Annotated in this window: 18 protein-coding genes; 11 read left to right on the forward strand and 7 right to left on the reverse strand. The window is 37.6% G+C overall.

What is annotated here, in order from left to right; all coding sequences use genetic code 11:
* Window positions 1-73: 73 nt before the first annotated feature.
* Window positions 74-1,168 (reverse strand): SH3 domain-containing protein, encoded by a 1,095-nt coding sequence (locus tag F7984_RS02220; RefSeq protein ID WP_066108340.1) that lies wholly within the window; start codon window positions 1,166-1,168, stop codon window positions 74-76.
* Between the two features lie 303 nt (window positions 1,169-1,471).
* Between F7984_RS02220 and F7984_RS02225 the strand changes: the two genes are divergently transcribed.
* The 4 genes from F7984_RS02225 to F7984_RS02240 all read left to right on the forward strand — a co-directional run bounded on the left by F7984_RS02225 (window position 1,472) and on the right by F7984_RS02240 (window position 6,242).
* On the forward strand, window positions 1,472-2,257 hold the full coding sequence (locus F7984_RS02225) for an SDR family oxidoreductase (protein ID WP_139892739.1): 786 nt from the start codon (window positions 1,472-1,474) through the stop codon (window positions 2,255-2,257).
* A gap of 361 nt (window positions 2,258-2,618) precedes the next feature.
* Window positions 2,619-3,380, forward strand: coding sequence for an SDR family oxidoreductase (locus F7984_RS02230; protein WP_066108337.1), 762 nt, complete (start codon window positions 2,619-2,621; stop codon window positions 3,378-3,380).
* A 277-nt stretch (window positions 3,381-3,657) separates the two neighbouring features.
* A complete protein-coding gene (locus F7984_RS02235) occupies window positions 3,658-5,622 on the forward strand; it encodes an ABC transporter ATP-binding protein/permease (protein WP_139892738.1) in 1,965 nt (654 codons plus the stop codon).
* A gap of 8 nt (window positions 5,623-5,630) precedes the next feature.
* Window positions 5,631-6,242, forward strand: coding sequence for a TetR/AcrR family transcriptional regulator (locus F7984_RS02240; RefSeq protein WP_066108333.1), 612 nt, complete (start codon window positions 5,631-5,633; stop codon window positions 6,240-6,242).
* A 56-nt stretch (window positions 6,243-6,298) separates the two neighbouring features.
* Here the strand turns inward: F7984_RS02240 and F7984_RS02245 are convergent, their stop codons facing one another.
* The 4 genes from F7984_RS02245 to F7984_RS02260 form a co-directional block, all read right to left on the reverse strand.
* Complete coding sequence (locus F7984_RS02245; protein ID WP_066108330.1) at window positions 6,299-6,778, reverse strand: flavodoxin domain-containing protein; 480 nt, start codon at window positions 6,776-6,778, stop codon at window positions 6,299-6,301.
* Window positions 6,779-7,050: 272 nt separating this feature from the next.
* A complete protein-coding gene (locus F7984_RS02250; RefSeq protein ID WP_140462149.1) occupies window positions 7,051-8,232 on the reverse strand; it encodes an NAD(P)/FAD-dependent oxidoreductase in 1,182 nt (393 codons plus the stop codon).
* A gap of 89 nt (window positions 8,233-8,321) precedes the next feature.
* The gene (locus F7984_RS02255; RefSeq protein ID WP_140462150.1) at window positions 8,322-8,747 is read right to left on the reverse strand and encodes a DUF1641 domain-containing protein; all 426 of its coding nucleotides are present in this window, start codon (window positions 8,745-8,747) and stop codon (window positions 8,322-8,324) included.
* 365 nt (window positions 8,748-9,112) lie between these two features.
* Complete coding sequence (locus tag F7984_RS02260; protein WP_175354313.1) at window positions 9,113-10,744, reverse strand: Na/Pi cotransporter family protein; 1,632 nt, start codon at window positions 10,742-10,744, stop codon at window positions 9,113-9,115.
* Between the two features lie 349 nt (window positions 10,745-11,093).
* Here F7984_RS02260 and F7984_RS02265 point away from each other — a divergent pair, with 349 nt between their 5' ends.
* The 6 genes from F7984_RS02265 to megL all read left to right on the forward strand — a co-directional run bounded on the left by F7984_RS02265 (window position 11,094) and on the right by megL (window position 16,709).
* Window positions 11,094-11,324 (forward strand): excisionase family DNA-binding protein, encoded by a 231-nt coding sequence (locus tag F7984_RS02265; RefSeq protein ID WP_140462151.1) that lies wholly within the window; start codon window positions 11,094-11,096, stop codon window positions 11,322-11,324.
* A 266-nt stretch (window positions 11,325-11,590) separates the two neighbouring features.
* Window positions 11,591-12,583 (forward strand): Gfo/Idh/MocA family protein, encoded by a 993-nt coding sequence (locus F7984_RS02270; RefSeq protein WP_066108319.1) that lies wholly within the window; start codon window positions 11,591-11,593, stop codon window positions 12,581-12,583.
* 177 nt (window positions 12,584-12,760) lie between these two features.
* A complete protein-coding gene (locus F7984_RS02275) occupies window positions 12,761-13,057 on the forward strand; it encodes a phasin family protein (protein ID WP_225983642.1) in 297 nt (98 codons plus the stop codon).
* Between the two features lie 40 nt (window positions 13,058-13,097).
* Entirely contained in the window at window positions 13,098-14,774 is a 1,677-nt protein-coding gene (locus tag F7984_RS02280; protein WP_066108315.1) for an ABC1 kinase family protein, read from the forward strand.
* A 14-nt stretch (window positions 14,775-14,788) separates the two neighbouring features.
* Entirely contained in the window at window positions 14,789-15,271 is a 483-nt protein-coding gene (ybaK, locus tag F7984_RS02285; protein WP_066108313.1) for a Cys-tRNA(Pro) deacylase, read from the forward strand.
* A gap of 253 nt (window positions 15,272-15,524) precedes the next feature.
* Window positions 15,525-16,709 carry a methionine gamma-lyase gene (megL, locus tag F7984_RS02290; protein ID WP_066108311.1) on the forward strand — a complete coding sequence of 395 codons (1,185 nt, stop codon included), beginning with the start codon at window positions 15,525-15,527 and terminating at the stop codon, window positions 16,707-16,709.
* Between the two features lie 28 nt (window positions 16,710-16,737).
* Here megL and F7984_RS02295 read toward each other — a convergent pair whose 3' ends face one another.
* Complete coding sequence (locus F7984_RS02295; RefSeq protein ID WP_066108308.1) at window positions 16,738-17,874, reverse strand: amidohydrolase; 1,137 nt, start codon at window positions 17,872-17,874, stop codon at window positions 16,738-16,740.
* Between the two features lie 168 nt (window positions 17,875-18,042).
* On the opposite strand from F7984_RS02295, the gene F7984_RS02300 reads away from it, so the two are divergent.
* Complete coding sequence (locus F7984_RS02300; RefSeq protein ID WP_066108306.1) at window positions 18,043-18,618, forward strand: beta-class carbonic anhydrase; 576 nt, start codon at window positions 18,043-18,045, stop codon at window positions 18,616-18,618.
* 587 nt (window positions 18,619-19,205) lie between these two features.
* Here the strand turns inward: F7984_RS02300 and F7984_RS02305 are convergent.
* The gene (locus tag F7984_RS02305) at window positions 19,206-19,421 is read right to left on the reverse strand and encodes a hypothetical protein (RefSeq protein WP_066108303.1); all 216 of its coding nucleotides are present in this window, start codon (window positions 19,419-19,421) and stop codon (window positions 19,206-19,208) included.
* Window positions 19,422-19,426: the final 5 nt, after the last annotated feature.

Genomic DNA, 19,426 nt, shown 5'->3' on the forward strand with positions numbered 1-19,426 from the left:
GGGTTGCCCTATCTTTATTTTATGAACAGTAGAAACAACCCTGCACTAGACTTACCAATGCAGGGTTGTTTTATTAGTACGTATTAAGTTCATTAATTGGAGTCTGAATAATGACTGGTTTCTTTTTAGGGTCTAACCATTTCAAAATCTTTTTCACGTTTGCTTCAGATGTTGCGGTGCAGCCTAAAGTATAGCTGTTGCCAATGTGGAAGAAGATTGCGCTTCCCTTATAAGGTGTTCGCTTCGTATTGTAGTTGATTACAAACCCATATGTGTAGGCTGATATATTCATATTTTCTGCACTTTTCCATTGACCCTTGGTTTTCTTTTTGGACTGCCAAGTGTTGTATAGTTTCGATTTCGGATCATCAACCCATACGTCATCCGCTGTGATTTTACGATAATTCAGCTTTGTTCCGGGATTTGCTTTTCGGCCAAAAGCTGTACCGATTGTATACTTCCCAATCGGAGACCTCTTGCCACTTTCTTTCATGTCCTTTTCCTTTGCAAATCCATACTTCCCAATATAACCTTTGGTTATTAATACAGGTACCCATTTTCCTTTAGAGTTCCTCTCGAATGTGCGGATTTCAGCTTTCGATGTATTATATCCACTTGAAGTAACGAGAATGAGTTGCTTGTTGCTTTCGACTGTCTTTAAGCCTTCAGCTAAATTTTTCGGAGCTGCGGGCTTTTTGGAAGTTAAATAGTTACTGGAAGCCCAACCGGTTTTGCTGCCAATGATTACTTTGCTCCAAGAGCCTTTCGTTTGAGTTACTTTAACTGAGCTGTTCTTTTTAACAGTTGTAACTACTTTGTACTTAGTTCCGGCTCCACTGCGAATATTTAATGTACTTGCTGTGACATACATCGTTTTAGAAGTTACTTCTGCAACAGGTTTTTTAGATGTTAAATATTTGCTGGAAACCCAGCCAGTCTTGCTTCCAACCGTTACTTTTTCCCATGAGCCTTTCGTTTGAGCTACTTTGACTGAGGTATTCTTTTTAACAGTTGTAACAACTTTGTATGTAGTTCCTGGACCACTTCGTACATTTAGTGTACTGGCCGTTACATATTTGGATGATGCAGCTTGAACGTTATTTTCCACGGGAAGACCTGAAAGAATCACGAACAGTGCGATTATGATTGCAATCCCCTTTTTGATCATGTATTCACTTCTCCTTAATAATTTATGTACTTCCTTATTCTATTTACTTCTAAATGTAGTCGTAAACGAGCTCTTCTTATTTTACTAGATTTAAATTTTTTAATCATGTGGTCCTGCCCAATTTCGTTCTATTGTTCTATGAATTTTACGAATATTTAATGAAATATTTTTAAAATTAATACATGGTTTACCAATATAGCAGATCTCAAGTAATAATTTTCAGCCAATGGATGAATGTTTATGCTAATTGCCATCGGGAAGAAGAAAAAAGAAGTGATAGAAGGGGAAAGGAGGAAATATAAAATGGAAAAAACAATTTTTATTACTGGAGCAGGGAGCGGACTCGGCAAAGGATCGGCTATTGGTCTGGCGAAAAAAGGTCATCATGTCATAGCGACGACTGAGACGACATCTCAGAAAACAGCGCTTATGCGGGAAACGAGAGACTTGGGAATAAATATGGAAGTTTTTAAGCTCGATATTACCAATCCTATTGATTTAAGAGAAATTGATAAATATGATTTTGATATTTTTGTGGCGAATGCCGCGATTAATGAAGGTGGACCGCTCGCTGAAATACCAATGGAACGGTTCCGCGCTATCTTTGAAGTGAACGTTTTTGCCACGCTTGAGACAGCTCAAATCGCTGCAAGAAAGCTGGTTAACAAAGGTATGGGCAAAATTGTTTTCTTAAGTTCAATGGCAGGCATTATGACAACTCCTTATGCAGGTCCATACGCAGCGACCAAGCATGCCATTGAAGCAATGGCTTTGACATTAAAGGATGAATTAAAAGAGTTTGGCATACAGGTGGCGACTATTAACCCGGGTTCATTTGATACGGGTTTCAACGATCGGGCTGTAGAAGAAAAATGGAAATGGTTTAATGAGGAAGAACACTTTACCCGTAAAGAAGATATGAAAGCAATGGAAGAGGGATTGAAAAATCAAATGGATCCAGAGGATATGATTGAAAAAATGATAGAAATTATCCCGGCAGAACACCATAAATTCCGTACAGTTTATCCAGAGCAAACAGAAAAACAGATGAAGGAAGCTGAACAGAAAAAGTGGGGGATGGAAGTTTAATTAATATACTTTCACTCTTTTTTCTCTTTAACTACTAATTGTCACATTGTGTCCAACTTTTGATCTAGTAGGTTAGGTGTTTTAGTTTTATTTAAATTTAAATATAAGTTAAAATATTCCTGAAGCAAGAATATCATTTTTTTCGGGTAAACTTACTTTCTTTTATGTCTAGGCAAAATTAGGCTATGTTAAAGTCCGTTATGTTGGCTAAGCAGGTTTTACTTGAAATGGATCTGAGGACATTGGGTATGTCTCGCTTTTATGCTGGATTAATACGAAGTGTCACAGACAAATCCAAGTATAAATTTTAAAATCCGTATGGATAAACAGAGCCTATACTTTAATGAGGAGGTAGTTCAAAATGAAATTAGAGGGAAAAGTAGCGGTTGTAACAGGTGCAGCATCCGGAATGGGGAAAGCGATTGCAGAGCTTTATGCAAAAGAAGGAGCTAAAGTCCTTGTAACAGATCTTAACCTTGAGGGTGCCGAAAATGTAGTCGAAGGGATTACAAACAATGGTGGTACAGCGAAAGCATTGCAAGTGAACGTTGCAAAGCTTGAAGATATCGAGGGAATGATTGATACAGCTGTTAGTGAATTTGGTACATTAGATATACTTGTTAACAATGCAGGCATTATGGATGGTTTCGAACCTGTTGCGGATATACAAGATGAAAGATGGGATTTAATTTTTGATGTAAATACAAAAGGTGTTATGCGTTCCATGCGTAAGGTCGTTCCATTATTCCAGGAAAAAGGCCAAGGCATAATTATAAATATTGCTTCTACTGGTGGATTAAACGGTGCTCATGCAGGTGCAGCCTATGGTGCTTCCAAGCATGCGGTGGTTGGTCTTACTAAGAACACAGCCTTTATGTATGCAAAAGAAGGCATTCGCTGTAATGCAATCGCACCAGGTGCGGTTGAGACCAATATTTCTGCATCGATGGGAAAAGTTAATGAATTTGGAATGGGACGTTCTAGATTAGCACAAGCTGCGATTCCTAAAGTGGGACAGCCGGAAGAAATTGCAGCAGCTGCCTTATTCCTTGCTTCTGAGGATTCCAGCTTTGTAAATGGTACAGTTTTAGTAGTTGATGGTGGTTGGACTTCAGCATTCTAATAAATATTAAATAATTGATTACAATTAGGCAGCTTGTTTCTCTGATTTAGAGGGACAAGCTGCTTTTCTTTTGAATAAGAAAATATATATTTAAATAACAAAATTTCACATAATCACTTTAAATAAAATATATTCAGTTAATAAATATTATTTTAATATAATTAATTGACAGGTGACAGGTTGTCACTTATAGTAGTCTTACTTGATAAACTGTCATGAAACTGACCAGACTAATTACATCAAGAGACTAATAAGTAAAGGGTGTCATCAAACGTATATGAAAGTACTTGAGTTGCATCATGTGAACAAACAATACCCGATTGCAGATGGTCAATACTTCCCTGCTCTTAAAGATGTTAATGTTTCCTTTGAGAAGGGAGAATTGGTCTCCATCATTGGTGAATCAGGAAGTGGTAAATCCACTCTAATGAATCTGATTGGCGGGTTGGATTCTGATTTTACCGGTTCCGTTCAGTTTGAAGGGAAGAATATTGGTGAGTTTAATGAAAAAGAAATGGATGAATATCGAAAAAATAAAATAGGCTTTATTTTTCAAAGCTTTAATCTGATTCCGCATTTGTCTGTCCTCGATAATGTCACGATTGCGATGACTTTATCGAATGTAGGGAAAGAGGAACGCATTAAAAGAGCGGAGGAGATTCTAACTCAGGTTGGTTTGAAAAATCATATTTATAAAAAGCCAAATCAATTATCCGGCGGTCAAAAGCAAAGGGTTGCGATTGCGCGTGCATTAATTAATGATCCTGAAATCATCATTGCCGATGAACCAACCGGAGCACTTGATTCTGAAACAACGGAACAAGTATTGGCGATCATAAAAGATATTGCTAAGCAAGGTAAGCTGGTTATTATGGTTACTCACTCTGAGCGAGTAGCGAACCATTCCTCAAGGGTAATCCAAATTGCAGATGGGAAAATTATCCGTGATGACAGAGGAGAACCTCTAGAACAAATGGAACCTCAATCCAATCAAGTGGAAAAGAAGGTTGGTGAAAACCTTAGCTTTGTGGCGGCCGTGAAACTTGCATTTCTGAATATGAAAGAGAAGCTTGGTAGAAATGTTTGGGTTTCATTAGGAGCAAGCATAGGAATCATGAGTGTCATCTTTTTCCTTTCATTAGGAAATGGTGTGAAGACCTATATGAATGACTCTATGAACAGTATGGTGAATCCGCTTGTCGTAGAAGTTAATATGCCTTCTGAGGAAGAGGAACTTCCGCCATCAGTGGATGAAAATCAGGCAATGATGCTATCGATGATGGGAGAACAGACACCATTTGAGGAAAAGGATATCGAGAAATTATCCGAAATCGAGCATGTTTCTTCAGTGGAAAAGGGATTTAATCTCATCTCATTTGGCTCCAATGCGGTTAAATATGGAGACAAAAAGGTTGATTTGATGATGATTACAACCATTTCATCTAACATAACAGATACGAGTATTAAGGAAGGCACTTTACCTGGAAAACAAGAAATTCTCCTTGCGGAGGGTACCGCTGAAAAATTAGGCGGAGATATGATCGGTAAAGATGTTAACGTAACGCTAATGCTTAATGAACAGTTATATGAAAAAACCTATACGGTTAGTGGAATTATTTCATTAGGCAGTCAATTTGCAGCGATGGATTTAATCTATGCCAATTATGAGGATCTGGTACAGCTTGCAGAGGATAACGGTCAGACATTGGATCCTACAAGTATCTATTTAGTTGCAGATAATGAAGAGTTTACGGAAGATATAAAAGCAAAAATCAAGGATATGGGCTACAATGGTTCATCGCAAGAAACAATGACAGCTATGATGAACGAAATGCTGGATGTTTTGACATATGTATTAACCGGGATTTCAGGCATTTCACTTTTTGTTTCAGCAATCATGATTTTGGTTGTTCTCCATATTAGTGTTGTTGAGCGTACGAAGGAAATCGGGGTCCTAAAAGCGATTGGTGCAAGACGCATGGATATTAGAAGAATTTTTGTATCTGAAGCATTCCTGATTGGATTATCGAGTGGAATTATCGGTGTTCTGGCAGCCTCTTTATTAACCTTTGTAGCTAATAGCCTTTCAACTAAATTAATTGATTTTGAAATTGTACAAATAACCCCAGCATATCTTGTTTTCGGTGTTGCTGCTAGCATCATTATTAGCATGCTTTCTGGACTTATGCCCGCCAATAAAGCGGCTAAATTGGATCCAGTTGACTCTTTACGCAGAGAGTAGGAAAGTATATGCCGAGTCAAACATTTGTGAATTTACCAGCGGAAAAGAGAATCAGGATTATTCAGGCTGCTAAGGAGGAATTTAGCCAATATTCCTTCTATGATGCATCAATTAATCGAATTATTAAAGAAGCGCAAATTCCTCGGGGAAGCTTCTATCGTTACTTTGAAAATAAAGAAGATCTGTTTCTGTATTTATTAAATGAATATAAAAGTGACCTCTTGGATCAGATTAACAGCAAGATTAACGCCGGGGTAAACCTCTTTTCAATTCACTTTCTGCTATTTGATTATATAACTAAGAAAGCGATGGATCCTGCTCATTCCAAGTTTTTGGTCAATGTATTTACGCGGACGGATAGTAAGCTAGCTGAACATTTAATGAGCTTTACGGATGTACGTGAAATGGAAGAGAAACAAGAGAAGTTTCTGAATCTAGTTACTGACACTCATTTACTAAAGGTTGAAATAAAAGAGGAATTGTTTCAAGTTATTGAGATATTGAGAACTATCACATTCAATCAAATTATCCTGGCGTTAAATGATCTTTCGACTGTAAGCCAAAAAAGAAAAGACATGGAGCGTCAATTTCATTTTATTAAATATGGTGTACTGAAATAAACAAAGTAAAAGCCTTGAACGTGTGTTCTAAACAGGTTCAAGGCTTTTTATTATAGTCAGGTAGCTTCCACTCGATCTGCAAATATATGAATATTATCTTTAAGAATAGAAGGCTGTTGGTCTGCCGGGTACGATTTTAATGCTATTTTGGCAATGAATTTCTCGAAAATTCCCAATGCGTGAGAACGAATTTCTCCACCGAAGCAGTCAATTGCTGTTGCTTGCTCAAGTAACTCATCTGGAAAGTTGGTTTGAAAGTATTTTTCAGCATTTCCGACATCAGCGCAGCAAATAAATAGACCGACCTCTTTCTGTTTAAAATCTTTAAGATGGTTTTTTACGAATTTTTTAACCGACGAATGAAGTTTCCCATAACGGATGGGACCGCCAATCAAAACAGTATCATAGGCATCCAGCGAAGGATCAGTGTGCGTAAGATCAACTAATTTTGCATGCCCATTAAAGTCTTGTTCAAGGATATGTACGCATGTTTCTGTAGTTCCGCTTTTTGAAGCATAAGCAATCAATATGTTCATGACTAATATGGCTCCCTTCTAAGATGACGTGTCTATATAAAGCATATACCCTTTTTGTCATCCTACCAAGGGGAAATATCAGAAACTTCTAATATTATCTGACATTAGGTTTTAGAGATAGAGGGCAATCTGTAGAAATAATCTTTGGCCGCAAGTAGTTGATTGGTCCGCCAGCTACTTATCCATGGAAAAGGTTAATAGGACAAGAGAGAGGTGTATAAAGCCAATAAAAAATCCTGTCCGCTGGTTTAGCGGACAGGATTTAACATTTATTAATAGGCTATGCTGAATAAACCTTTAATGTGTGAAAGATAACGGATATTACTTGCTTCTTTCATCATTGTAGCCGGTAAGCCTTTTAATGGTGTTGAGTTCCCGCCAATAATGGCTACGCCATCTTTACGTCCAAGACTTGCTAATGTTCCTGAGTTTACTGGAGCAAATACTTCAGGAAGAGTACCCTTAATGGATGCCGCAATATTATAACCAATCAATTCACCCATTTGCCAAGCCATTTGTGCAGTTGGCGGGTATGGTCTCGCACCAGGAGCAGGGAAGACAACTGCACTGTCACCAGCAATATAAACATCAGGATGTGAAGTAGATTGTAGATATTCATTAACAGTAGCACGGTTACGATCTACTGCTAAACCAGATTCGCCGATAACAGGAAGGCCTTGTACACCGCCAGTCCATACAAATGTGTTGGCGATAATTTGTTGGCCATCTTTTAATTCAATCACATTTCCGTTTACACCTGTGACAGGAAGTCCAGTCAAGAATTGAACTCCACGATTCTCTAAGCTTGTCATTGAACGTTCAATTAAATGATCAGGAAGCATAGGTAAAATTTTTGGACCTGCTTCAACTAAGATAAATTTAAGCTCAGAAGGATCAACCATATATTTTTTAGCTACTTTAGGGGTTGTATCTGCAATTTCTCCAACTAATTCAACACCGGTTAGTCCGCCGCCACCGATTACAATGGTTGCATCGGCTGGATTTTTAGTTTGTGCATATTCTTTAATTCGATCTTCGATATGCTTGTTAATTTTATTAGCATCCTCTGCTGATTTTAAGACCATACTATTTTCTTCAAGTCCAGGAATGCCAAAATAAGCAGTTTGGCTGCCTAATCCAACGACTAATTTATCATAGGTTAAGATTTTTCCGCTTGAAAGGGTTACCTTTCTTTCATCTGCTGATATAGATTCAACTTTAGAGATGATTAGATTAATATCTTTTCCTTTAAACAAACGATCTAATGGCATAGCAATTCTGCCTTCGCTAATATTGCCTGCTGCCAAACGATGCAGTTCAGTAATGATTTGATGTGTCGGATATTGGTTAACAACTGTAATAGTAGCTTCTTCAGATGTTAAATGCTGACGTGCTGATAATGCTGAAAGAAGACCGCCATACCCTGCTCCTAAAATAACAATTTCTTGTGCCATGATATGTTCCACCCTTGTTTGTAATATTTTTAATCTAGTATTTTATTAAAATCATTTAATAAGTGCTTTTTGTATAAATGAATAAGCTTTTATTTAGAACGTTCGTTGCTTACTTGAAGATAAGCGCTGGCAAAACGAAGAACCTTTTGGATTTGAGGATCTTTTAGCATTTTCATCAAACCGAATACACTGATCACTTCTTTGCTTTGTTCAGCTCTTTCCTTTGCTTCCATAGCATTGACAGCTATATGTTTGGCTGTTTTCGTAACAGGCTCTGCAAATTCCTTCGCTGTACTGGCAAAATCGTTTACTAATACTTTATCAGTAGCGACGGATTGAGCGAATTCATATGATTTGTTCAGTGCTATTACAACTTCAGTTAATTGTGGTAATTGATTTAATAGTGTAACTAATGATTCCTGAACCTCTGGTTTTGATAATTGTTTTAACAATTCTTCTTGTGAAGCAACCGGAGAGGATTGTGTCTCTGATTGCTGTTTCATTGTGTCTGACATAGCAAATACCCCATTTCTGTTTGTTATAGCGAAAAATTAAATTAGTTATATTTATATAACCATAAATCCTCTACTTTAAGCATACTCCTTGTGTATAAATTCACAAAACTTTTTGCTCGAAAAAAGCGCTTTCATAACAAAAAGAATACTATTTACACTATATTGATAGTGAAATATTTCATTCATCAATAGTTACCGTTGTAATTTTGATTTATAAATAATGAAAACAGGAGGATTTTTGAGGATGATAAATATGTGTAAATCTAAAATAGTTAATGGGGAGAGAGTGTGTTTAGGGCATTTTATAATAGTGAAATAATGAAGGAATAAAAAAATAGACCCTCCGAGGAGAGTCTACTTCCTGATTATTCTTGTTCACCAATAATCGTTTCGGCAATGTTTTTGGCATGATCGCCGATACGTTCAAGATTACTTAAAATATCAACGTAAACGAGGCTTGCTTGTGCAGAGCAGGATCCATTATTTAAGCGGATGACATGCTGCTTTCTTAATTGGCGCTCCATCTTATCGATTTTACGTTCCAATTCAAGCACCTTATATGCACTTTCCTTATCTTGATTCTCTATTGCCGCCATCGCTTCTTTGACCGCTTCTATAGTTAGTGTGAACATTTGAGACATGCCTTCTGTGGCCTCATCTGTAAATGTTGCTTTATTTGTATTTTTATACTCTGCAAATTCCAGAATATTTTCGAAATGATCGCCAATGCGTTCGATATCTGTAATGGTATGCATTAGAATATTATGTTCGTCAGATTCATTAGCAGACAGTGAACTTGTGGAGACTTTAACAAGATAATCTGTTATTTTGTGATCTAAATTATTAAGAGCCTCTTCAATTTGATTACCTGTATTCAATGAAGCAGTTTCATTAGTTAACAGGTAGTTATACGTTTCTTCCAATCCTTTAATAGCAAACTCGCCCATTCGCAAAGTTTCCTTTTTCGCCTGTCCAAGTGCAATAGAAGGAGATTGGTCGATGATTCGTTCATCCAGATGCTCTGGTTTATACTCAATAACAGTATCTTTTCCTGGAATGAGTTTAGTAACAATCCACGCATATACACCAATGAATGGAATCATGATCAGTGTGTTTGTAATGTTGAATGTTCCATGTGCAAAGGCAATGGTCATTTCCGGATTTAGTCCAAGTGTTTGTTGGAACCAGCCAATAAGGGACGTAAATGGAACGAGCAAAATCATAAAAATGATTGTACCGAACACATTGAAAAGTATGTGTACACAAGCAGCACGTCTAGCGGCAACTGATGCACCAATCGATGCAAGAAGGGCAGTGATAGTTGTTCCGATGTTATCTCCGAATAGTACCGGTAAGGCACCTTGCAGGTCAATAAGCCCTTCACCAAATAATCCCTGAAGGATTCCGATTGTAGCACTGGAGCTTTGTACTAATAATGTAAAGACTGTTCCTACTACAACACCGAGTATGGAATAATCACTTAAGCTGACAGTTAGATCATGAAACCATTCGAAGGTACGTAGAGGCTTCATTCCACTGCTCATAAGCTCTAGGCCATAGAATAATAATCCGAATCCAAATAGGATTTGACCGAAGTTGTGCAGCTTTTGGTTTTTAAAGAAGAATAATAAAAATGCACCGACAAAGATAATTGGTAATGCATATTCGCCAACATCAATACCGATAATGAAGGCAGTAATGGTTGTACCGATATTTGCCCCCATGATGACACCAATAGCCTGGCGGAGTGTCATAAATCCGGCACTTACCAATCCAACCGTGATAACTGTTGTACCTGAACTACTTTGAATTAAAACTGTAACTAGAATACCAACCAGAATCCCCATAATAGGGTTGGTTGTATATTTATCCAATAGATCTCTTAGTCGATCACCTGCGGATTTTTGGAGTCCATCCCCCATGTATTTGATACCGAATAGGAAGATACCCAATCCGCCGAGAAATTGAAAAAGCATTTCTTGAATACTTACATCCACTGTTTACACCTCAACATTATTTTAGAAAAATATTTTCGATTATCATTATTATTGACAAGAAGTTGAAAGTAAATACTAAACAGTCATATTTAACTATAACTTTACGGTTCCTTTACGTTCGTGTAATTTATCAATAAATTAAAAAAATATATTATTTTAAAATATAGGTTTTTGAAGAAAAACAGTGTATGGTTACATTGAATTCTGGATAGAATTAATGATTTCTATAATAGATAACAGTACCAGATATGAAAGATATGTATACTCTAAATCCTCAACTGAATGAAGAACAGTAGAAAATATGATAGACTTAATAAACAATATTTTCGGGAGAAGAGGGGGATGATTGGTGTACCTTTCCGTGAAAGAAACAGCAGAATACTTATCATTGCCGGAATCCTATCTTGAAACTCTTATCAAGCAAAAGAAAATCCGGGCTATATTTGACGGGGAGCAGTATTTGATTAACAATGATCAATTCTCCAATTATCAAGAGCAGCTGCAGGAATATAAAAAGCTTTTCCAGGAATGGTTAACTGAACTGATTCCTGAAGATTGGGATGCAAAAGATGAGGATTAATAAAACAGGGGGGGCAAATTTTGCCTTCTTTTTTTTGCTTAAATCCTTATCCCATCTTCATTGCCAATTAAACAGTTAGTAACAACCAATCTTTGCATCTAATTGTAATGTCTGCACTCATTTTTTGATATGATTTATGTAGCGTTCGTAATTATAAAAAATTCTTATTATAGGTAAGCATGCTCCTTTATTGGGGTACTAGTAAGAATATAATGGCACTTTTGAAATTATGATTTTTATTTTGGTAGGCGAGGGAGAGGTTACTTATGAATCTAGCAACAATTGGTACTAGTAGCATTACAGAACAATTTATAGATGCAGTTTTAGAAAGCGATGGTCTTTATCTAAAGGCGATTTATTCAAGAAATTTGGATAAGGCGTCTCGTTTTGCGAATAAGCATGAGGTCGATCTTGTTTTTAATCAGCTGGAGGAACTAGCTAAATGTAAGGAAATCGATATTGTCTATATCGCTTCTCCGAACTCATGTCATTTTGAACAAGCGGTTTTAATGTTAGAAAACGGGAAACATGTCATATGTGAAAAACCGTTATTCTCTAATGTGGCAGAGCTGGATCAGGCATATCAAATCGCTAAAAGGAATAACGTCTATCTTTTTGAAGCCATCAGAACCCTTCATACACCCAACTTCAAGTTACTGCAGGATAATATTAGACGAGTGGGGAGAATTCGTAATATAAACTTACAATATATGAAATACTCTTCCAGATATGATCAACTACTGGAGGGGGAGATTCCTAATATTTTCTCAGCTGATTATTCAGGTGGTGCTTTGGTGGACCTAGGTGTTTATCCTCTTGCCATGGCCTTCGCCCTTTTCGGAAAACCTATCTCGACCAGCTATACTCCAGTTATGCTTGATAGTGGCGTTGATGGAGGAGGAACACTAATCCTCAAGTATTCTGATTTTGTATGTACAATTGTTTGCTCGAAAATAGTTAATTCCTATGGGTCAAATGAAATTCATGGGGAGACGGGGAATATTATCTTTCCTGGATCAGGAACCATTCAAAAGCTTGAGTATATTGATAGAGAAACAAAAGTGTGCGAACCCTTTTCAATTCCTCAAAAAGAGAATGATATGGTGTATGAAATTGATACCTTTATCGATATTATCAACCATGATAAACAGCCAGATTATCAAAAGCTAATTGAGATTAGTAGAGGGGTACTGGAAATTACAGAGTACTCCCGAAAAGAAAGTGGAATTGTATTTAGTACAGAAAGAGAATCTGAATAATTTTTTAATAGAAGGCTGCCGGCAGGGCGGTCTTCTATTTTTTATAAGCAGAGATGTTTATTAATTCAAAAAAAATACACAATTTATAGGTTTGTTTTAATTAAGGGGTGGAAAGGTAATAGTGGGAAAAACTTTGCTTTATTCTATTAATCATAAGTTCAAGGAGGAGAAGTGAGCATGATTAGGGACATTATAAACAAAACGTTTTCTATGGGAATTGGAGCAGCTGTAACAAGCAAGGAACAAATTGAAAAATTAGTGGATGAATTGGTGAAAAAGGGTGAAGTAACTCAGGCAGAATCTAAATCAATGGTGGAAGATCTAGTGAAAAAGGGTAATGAAGCCCGGACAGAATTTGAACAACAAATTAATTTAAAGGTTAAGCAACGTCTGGCAGAAATGGATCTTGCCACAAAAGAAGACATTGCACGATTGGAAAATCGAATTGCTTTGTTAGAGGAGAAAAATCAATAACAACACAAGTTTATGAATGAGCAGGTTAGGGGGGAAGCAGATGCTTGAAAAGAGAATACGTCACTTTAATCGGTACCAGGATATCATCCGTGCAATGATTCATAATGGATTTGGATCCATTGCCAAAGAACTGGGATTATCCGATATGCTACCGTTTGGAGGGCAGTGGACGTTTGAAGGCAAGGAGGTTAAAAATCGGCCGGCTGCCGAGCGGATTCGTGCCATTCTTGAGGAATTGGGCCCGACTTTTGTAAAGCTTGGGCAGATGCTGAGTACAAGACCTGATATCGTTCCTCCTTCCGTTATTTTGGAATTGGAAAAGCTGCAGAATCATGTGCCTGCCTTCTCCCCTGAAGAAGTCAAAAAGATTATCGAATCGAATCTGGAAGCAACAATTGATGAACTGTTTTCCGACTTTACAGAAGAAGCATTGGCTGCGGCTTCTATTGGTCAAGTACATAAGGCTGTTCTTCATACAGGGGAAGAGGTCGCTGTAAAGGTGCAACGCCCTAATATCCAGGGTAATATTGAGACAGATCTAGAAATCTTGCATAATATTGCTAGATTGGCAGAAAAGCGATTCAGCTGGGCTAGAGATTATGGCATAAGTGATATAGTGGATGAATTTTCTCAATCCTTACATCAGGAACTGGATTATGGAATTGAGGGAAGAAATTCCGAAAAAATAGCTAATCAATTTATCGATAATGACATAATTAAGATACCATCTATTTATTGGGACTACTCTACTAAGCGAGTATTAACGATGGAATATGTAGAAGGTATTAAAATAAATGAAATCGAAATGCTAGATGAACTTGGGTTTGACAGGCAACTAATCAGTGAGCGCTTTACGGATGCGATGATGAATCAAATCTTAATCAACGGTCTGTTTCATGCAGATCCACATCCAGGCAATGTCCTGATTCAACCTGGAAATCGAATTGTTTTGATTGATTTCGGTAATATTGGACACCTGGATACACGGATAAAGTATGCATTTGCAACATTGATTATTGCCTTAAAACGAGGTAATACGGATAGTGTCATGCGTGCAATCCTGAAGCTGGGCTTCACACCTGATGATATCAATTATGATAAACTGCGATCTGATGTAGAAGAAATTATCGATAAGTATTATGGTCATCCTTTAAATACTTTAAATATGAGTGAAGCAGTGAATGACTTCTTTACATTAACCTACTTACATCATATCCGTATCCCATCTGATTTGACTATGCTGGGTAAAACCTTCCTTGCAGTGGAAGGTGTTGTAGAAACATTGAATCCGGAATTCAATATTATTGATGTAATTGAGCCGTTTGGGGAGAAGTTGATTAAAGAAAGACTGAAGCCTAAAAACCTGGCGGACTCCTTGTGGAACAAAGTAGTGGAATACTCGGATATCCTGGACGAAATGCCTCGCAATATAAATGAATTGATGAATAAGCTGAAAGAAGGTAAATTTCGTGTACAAATAGAAGTGCCGCAACTAGATGTGTTCCTTGGTAAAATGGATAAGGTCGGGAACCAGCTTTCCTATGCGATTATTCTCTTGTCCTTTAGTATTATTATGGCAGGCTTGATTATAGGATCATCATCTAGAGGGAGCGGTTCTATATTATGGCAAGTGCCTATTATTGAAATTGGATCGATTATCGCCACCTTAATGGTACTGTATTTACTTTATTCAATTTTTAAATCGGGCAAATTTTGAGAGGAAGTTTTTAAGTGGGAAACGTAAAGACGAATGCACTGCGCCTTTTAGATCAAAAAGAAATTGAGTATGAAATATTTCAATACGAAAATCGCGATGGGAAAATTGATGGTATTTCCGTTGCAGAGAAGATAGGCCAGGATTATCGTCTTGTCTATAAGACTCTCGTTACCATTTCAGGGACTGGCTCTGTTTATGTATTTGTGATTCCTGTAGATTCAGAGCTAGATTTGAAAAAAGCAGCTAAAGTTTCTGGTGAAAAGAAAGTTGAAATGCTGCCTATGAAAGACATACAAAAATATACGGGGTATATCCGCGGTGGCTGTTCACCGGTTGGGATGAAAAAGCAGTATAAAACATACATAGATGTATCAGCTGAAATTCAGGAAAAAATTATAGTCAGTGCAGGAAAAATAGGAGTGCAAATGAAAGTAAAGGTTGCTGATTTACTTACATCAGTAGTAGATGGCGATTTTGCTGACGTTATACATGGGTGAAAGGTCTGATTAGGGCCTTTTTTTCTTGTAATTTAGGGAGATTAGTAAACAGATACACCGGATTTAATAAGTATTGGGTCCTTATTTTTCTCTGTATGAAGTGATGAGTTCTATTTAATGTTGGGTCAGTAGTTTGTATGTAATGAAAGTCGGGTTTTGAAATATCTGGATAAGACTGTTTACAATTTTTGGGTGAATGCCATATGATAAAGTGGGGATTGAAATTTTTTACATTTGAAATAGGGGGAGCTATATGAATAAGAAATATACCCACTTTGAAACTGCAGCTATCCATGCCGGATATGAATCAAACGAACATCAAGGAAGCCTTTCTATGCCAATCTATCAAACTTCCACCTTTACATTTGAATCTGCTGAACAGGGGGAACAGCGATTTGCCGGTACAGATAATGGATTTATCTATTCGAGATTAGGCAATCCAACCGTACGCTCATTAGAAGAGAAGATAGCAGTATTGGAAGGAGCTGAGGAAGGAATTGCATTTGGGTCTGGTATGGCTGCTGTATCAGCTGTTTTAATGGAACTTACCAAGGCAAATGACCATATTCTATGCTCACTCGGTATTTATGGTTGTACATTCGATTTATTAGTCATGATGAAAGAGAAGTATAACATCCATCATGACTTTAGTCCGATGGAAACAGAGGAACAAATACAGGAGTTAATTAAACCTGAAACAACGTGTATATTTGTTGAAACGCCAATAAACCCAACTATGAGAGTCATTGACTTGGAAATGGTGGCACGGGTGGCTAAAAGAAATGGGATCCCCGTCATTGTGGACAATACATTTCCTTCGCCATACTTGCAACAGCCCCTTCAGCTGGGATGTGACATAGTTGTACACAGTGCAACAAAATATATTTGCGGACATGGGGATGTTGTAGCGGGCTTGGCTGCGGGTTCCCGTGAATTCATATCACGAGTTAGAAAAACAATGTTAAAGGACGTCGGGGGAATTATGGCGCCTTTTGATGCATGGCTATTGTTAAGGGGAATCAAAACCTTGCCAATTCGGATGGACCGTCATAGCGAAAATGCTCAAAAAATTTATGAGAAGCTTAAAGAACATCCAAAAGTTGAGCGGATTTATTATCCTGGAGATAAGCAAAACGTTGGATATGAGGCAGCTATGAAACAAATGCGTCAGCCAGGAGGGATTATCGCTTTCGAAATAAAAGGCAGTAAAGAGGATGCACAAGCCTTCCTTAACAGGATGAAGCTTATTAAAATTGCAGTCAGCTTAGGTGATGTTGAAACATTGATTTGTCACCCGGCTTCAATGACTCATGCTATTATTCCGGAATCTGAACGATTGGAAATGGGTGTTACAGACCAATTGCTGCGTGTATCCGTTGGATTGGAAAACTGGCAAGATCTATGGGGGGATATAAAACAAGCGCTGGGAAATGATTAGGTATAACTATAAAGGGGCTGAATCTTTATTATAGAGATTCAGCCTTTAACGTATGGAGAATAGCTCTTGTTAGGATTTCGATGCCTTCTATTATACAGGAACGATCAAATGTCATATTTGGGTGATGAAGTCCGGGAGTTAAATCAGCACCAAGTGCCAGCATGGTTGCTTTTATGGAAGGGCGAAGTTTCGTATAAAAGTGAAAATCGTCACTTCCGGGAGTTAACACTGTAGGGCTTAATGCTTTATGCCCCATTGTATCCAAAATAGCTTTTTCCATAAACTGAGCCGCCTTGGCGGAGATGATGGAAGCCGGTGTATCTGGATATGGTTCTAGTTGGATATGAATGCGGAAGATTGATTCTAATTGAGCAAAGGTTTGCTTTATTTGCTCTTTAATGATGTTCAGGTCTTCATTTGATTGAGCCCTGGCATCAATTCCAAACAAAGCAGTACCTGGTATAACATTTAAATTTTCATTACCTGTTTCGAATCTGGTGATTTTGATGGAATGTGGTTTCATCGGCGACAGTTTAATTTGTTGAAGCAGCTGATGCATCATAATTAGGACATCTATTGAACTTGTCCCTAAGTGAGGCCGCGCTCCATGTGCATCTTCTCCAATGATTTTTCCTGAAAGATGGTAGGTTGCCCCATGATTGATCGCAGGAGCTGCCATGCCAAGAGGCAGCTCTTCTATTGGACGAAGATGGAGACCGTATAAATAATCAACGTCATCTACAATTCCAAGATTCGTTACAGCCTTGGCACCTTCACCCGTTTCTTCTGCCGGCTGAAAGATAAATCGAACTGTTCCTTTTTCTTTTTCAGTCTCAGTCAATTCTTTGAGCATCAAGGCTACACCCAAAACGATTGACATGTGCGCATCATGTCCGCATGAATGATTAGCTCTAAAGGTTCCATCACATTCCTGCCAAAGGGCATCCATATCCGCTCGTAAAGCAATGACTGGCTTGCCGGAGCCTATTTCAGCAGCTAAACCGGGAAATGAGGGGAAAGCGTTACACTTAACCCCTTCTTCGATTAATCGCTTTTCAATAAAGGCTGCAGTTTCATGCTCTTTCCAGCTTATCTCAGGATGTGAGTGTAAATATTCAAAAATGGAATGTATATAGGGTTCAAGTTGCCTAAGTTTTGTCTTCAAAGTATATGGATCCTTTCATTAGTTGTCCGGCAATACTGTTTAGTAACCTGTTATGATAGTGTACGCATCTTTTGTTGAAAGTTTCCTTCGGATGAAATTGTATATTATTTCAACTATTATAAATACTTAGGTACAATGGATTTAAGGCTGTATGAAGGGGAGAAATAAATGAATACATTAGATGAAATTCTTGCTTATAATCGTGAATTTGTAAACAAGGAAGAATACTTGCCATATGAGACCACTAAATTTCCCGATAAAAAAATGGTTATAGTAAGCTGTATGGACACCAGGCTGGTTGAGTTGTTACCAAAGGCCATGAATATTGCTAACGGAGATGTCAAAATTATAAAGACTGCCGGGGCAATCGTAAATCATCCATTTGGCGGTGTGATGCGTTCCATCATTGTGGCAATTCATGCATTGGGAGCAAGAGAAGTATTTATTGTAGGCCATGAGGATTGCGGTATGGCTGCCATGGATCCAAATCAATTGATTGGACAAATGACTGATAATGGAGTACCTAATGAGACCTTTTCTACTTTGGAGCATGTAGGAATAGATGTGAAGCAGTGGGTTAAGGGCTTCTCTAATGTCCATGAAAGCGTAACGGAAAGTGTTAATCTGGTTAAGAATCATCCGTTAATGCCTGCATATATACCAGTAACGGGAATGGTTATTCATCCATCGACCGGGGAATTATCTGTTGTCGTCAATGGATATGAAAAAGTGAAATCGGAATAAGTTTATTAATGAATGACGTGGGGACACGTCATTTTTTGATTAAAGGGACTGCGACATATTAAAGAATAGTTAGTATTAGACATTTGTTGAAGTCCTTTAACGATAGGGACTAAATACGACGAGTTACATTAATATGTAATTTAAAAACTCGTCAATCATGAATCCGCATCGAATAGGTGCTGCGTAAACATGAATAGCGGGTTTTTTATTTAAATCTGCACTAATCCATCCAGTTTTTCAACTAGATTATCAAGTTCATTAAAGCTATGAGAAATACCGGTTATTAGCTGGTTTTGCTCTTTGATATTAGCGAGAATCTCCTGTGAGGATGCAGAACTTTCCTGTGTAAAGCTGGATATTCGGATAATCTCTGTTGCAATCCTTTGAGATTTGGCTGTAAGCGGATTGAGTATGTTTTGAACTTTATTGGCCTACTTAGAACCCCCCTTGTATAAGAAATATAGAGGGTCTTGGATGACTTTTTGAGGAATATTTTTGAATTTAATTACGGTGTTTACAGAGGGATATTAGCTAGGGGATTTTTGGAAAGGCGAAATAAATAAGAGCCAGATAAACTGGCTCCATGCTTACTGTTTTTCGGGCTCGTATTTCTTTTCGCTGGAAGAAGTGCTCTTCGTAGCAGTCTTATCTTTTTCTTCAAGATTTTCTTCTCGTAAATCTTCGATAGGAATGGTGTCTACATGCTGTTCATCTTCAAATCTATCGAGCATATGCTCTTTGTCAGTCATTGAGTTTTCAGGATTGTCCATTTTTTTCTTCGATAATGGTTTTTCCTTTGTCATGTGTA

The sequence above is a fragment of the Pradoshia sp. D12 genome (assembly GCF_008935075.1).
Lineage (GTDB): Bacteria > Bacillota > Bacilli > Bacillales > Pradoshiaceae > Pradoshia.

Excerpts from the sequence above, each read along its gene's own strand:
- megL (WP_066108311.1), top strand. The coding sequence starts at position 15,525 with ATGAATAAGAAATATACCCACTTTGAAACTGCAGCTATCCATGCCGGA.
- F7984_RS02300 (WP_066108306.1), top strand. The coding sequence starts at position 18,043 with ATGAATACATTAGATGAAATTCTTGCTTATAATCGTGAATTTGTAAAC.
- F7984_RS02280 (WP_066108315.1), top strand. The coding sequence starts at position 13,098 with ATGCTTGAAAAGAGAATACGTCACTTTAATCGGTACCAGGATATCATC.
- F7984_RS02230 (WP_066108337.1), top strand. The coding sequence starts at position 2,619 with ATGAAATTAGAGGGAAAAGTAGCGGTTGTAACAGGTGCAGCATCCGGA.
- F7984_RS02255 (WP_140462150.1), bottom strand. The coding sequence starts at position 8,747 with ATGTCAGACACAATGAAACAGCAATCAGAGACACAATCCTCTCCGGTT.
- F7984_RS02270 (WP_066108319.1), top strand. The coding sequence starts at position 11,591 with ATGAATCTAGCAACAATTGGTACTAGTAGCATTACAGAACAATTTATA.
- F7984_RS02220 (WP_066108340.1), bottom strand. The coding sequence starts at position 1,168 with ATGATCAAAAAGGGGATTGCAATCATAATCGCACTGTTCGTGATTCTT.
- F7984_RS02275 (WP_225983642.1), top strand. The coding sequence starts at position 12,761 with ATGATTAGGGACATTATAAACAAAACGTTTTCTATGGGAATTGGAGCA.
- F7984_RS02245 (WP_066108330.1), bottom strand. The coding sequence starts at position 6,778 with ATGAACATATTGATTGCTTATGCTTCAAAAAGCGGAACTACAGAAACA.
- F7984_RS02225 (WP_139892739.1), top strand. The coding sequence starts at position 1,472 with ATGGAAAAAACAATTTTTATTACTGGAGCAGGGAGCGGACTCGGCAAA.
- F7984_RS02240 (WP_066108333.1), top strand. The coding sequence starts at position 5,631 with ATGCCGAGTCAAACATTTGTGAATTTACCAGCGGAAAAGAGAATCAGG.
- F7984_RS02250 (WP_140462149.1), bottom strand. The coding sequence starts at position 8,232 with ATGGCACAAGAAATTGTTATTTTAGGAGCAGGGTATGGCGGTCTTCTT.
- F7984_RS02235 (WP_139892738.1), top strand. The coding sequence starts at position 3,658 with ATGAAAGTACTTGAGTTGCATCATGTGAACAAACAATACCCGATTGCA.
- F7984_RS02305 (WP_066108303.1), bottom strand. The coding sequence starts at position 19,421 with ATGACAAAGGAAAAACCATTATCGAAGAAAAAAATGGACAATCCTGAA.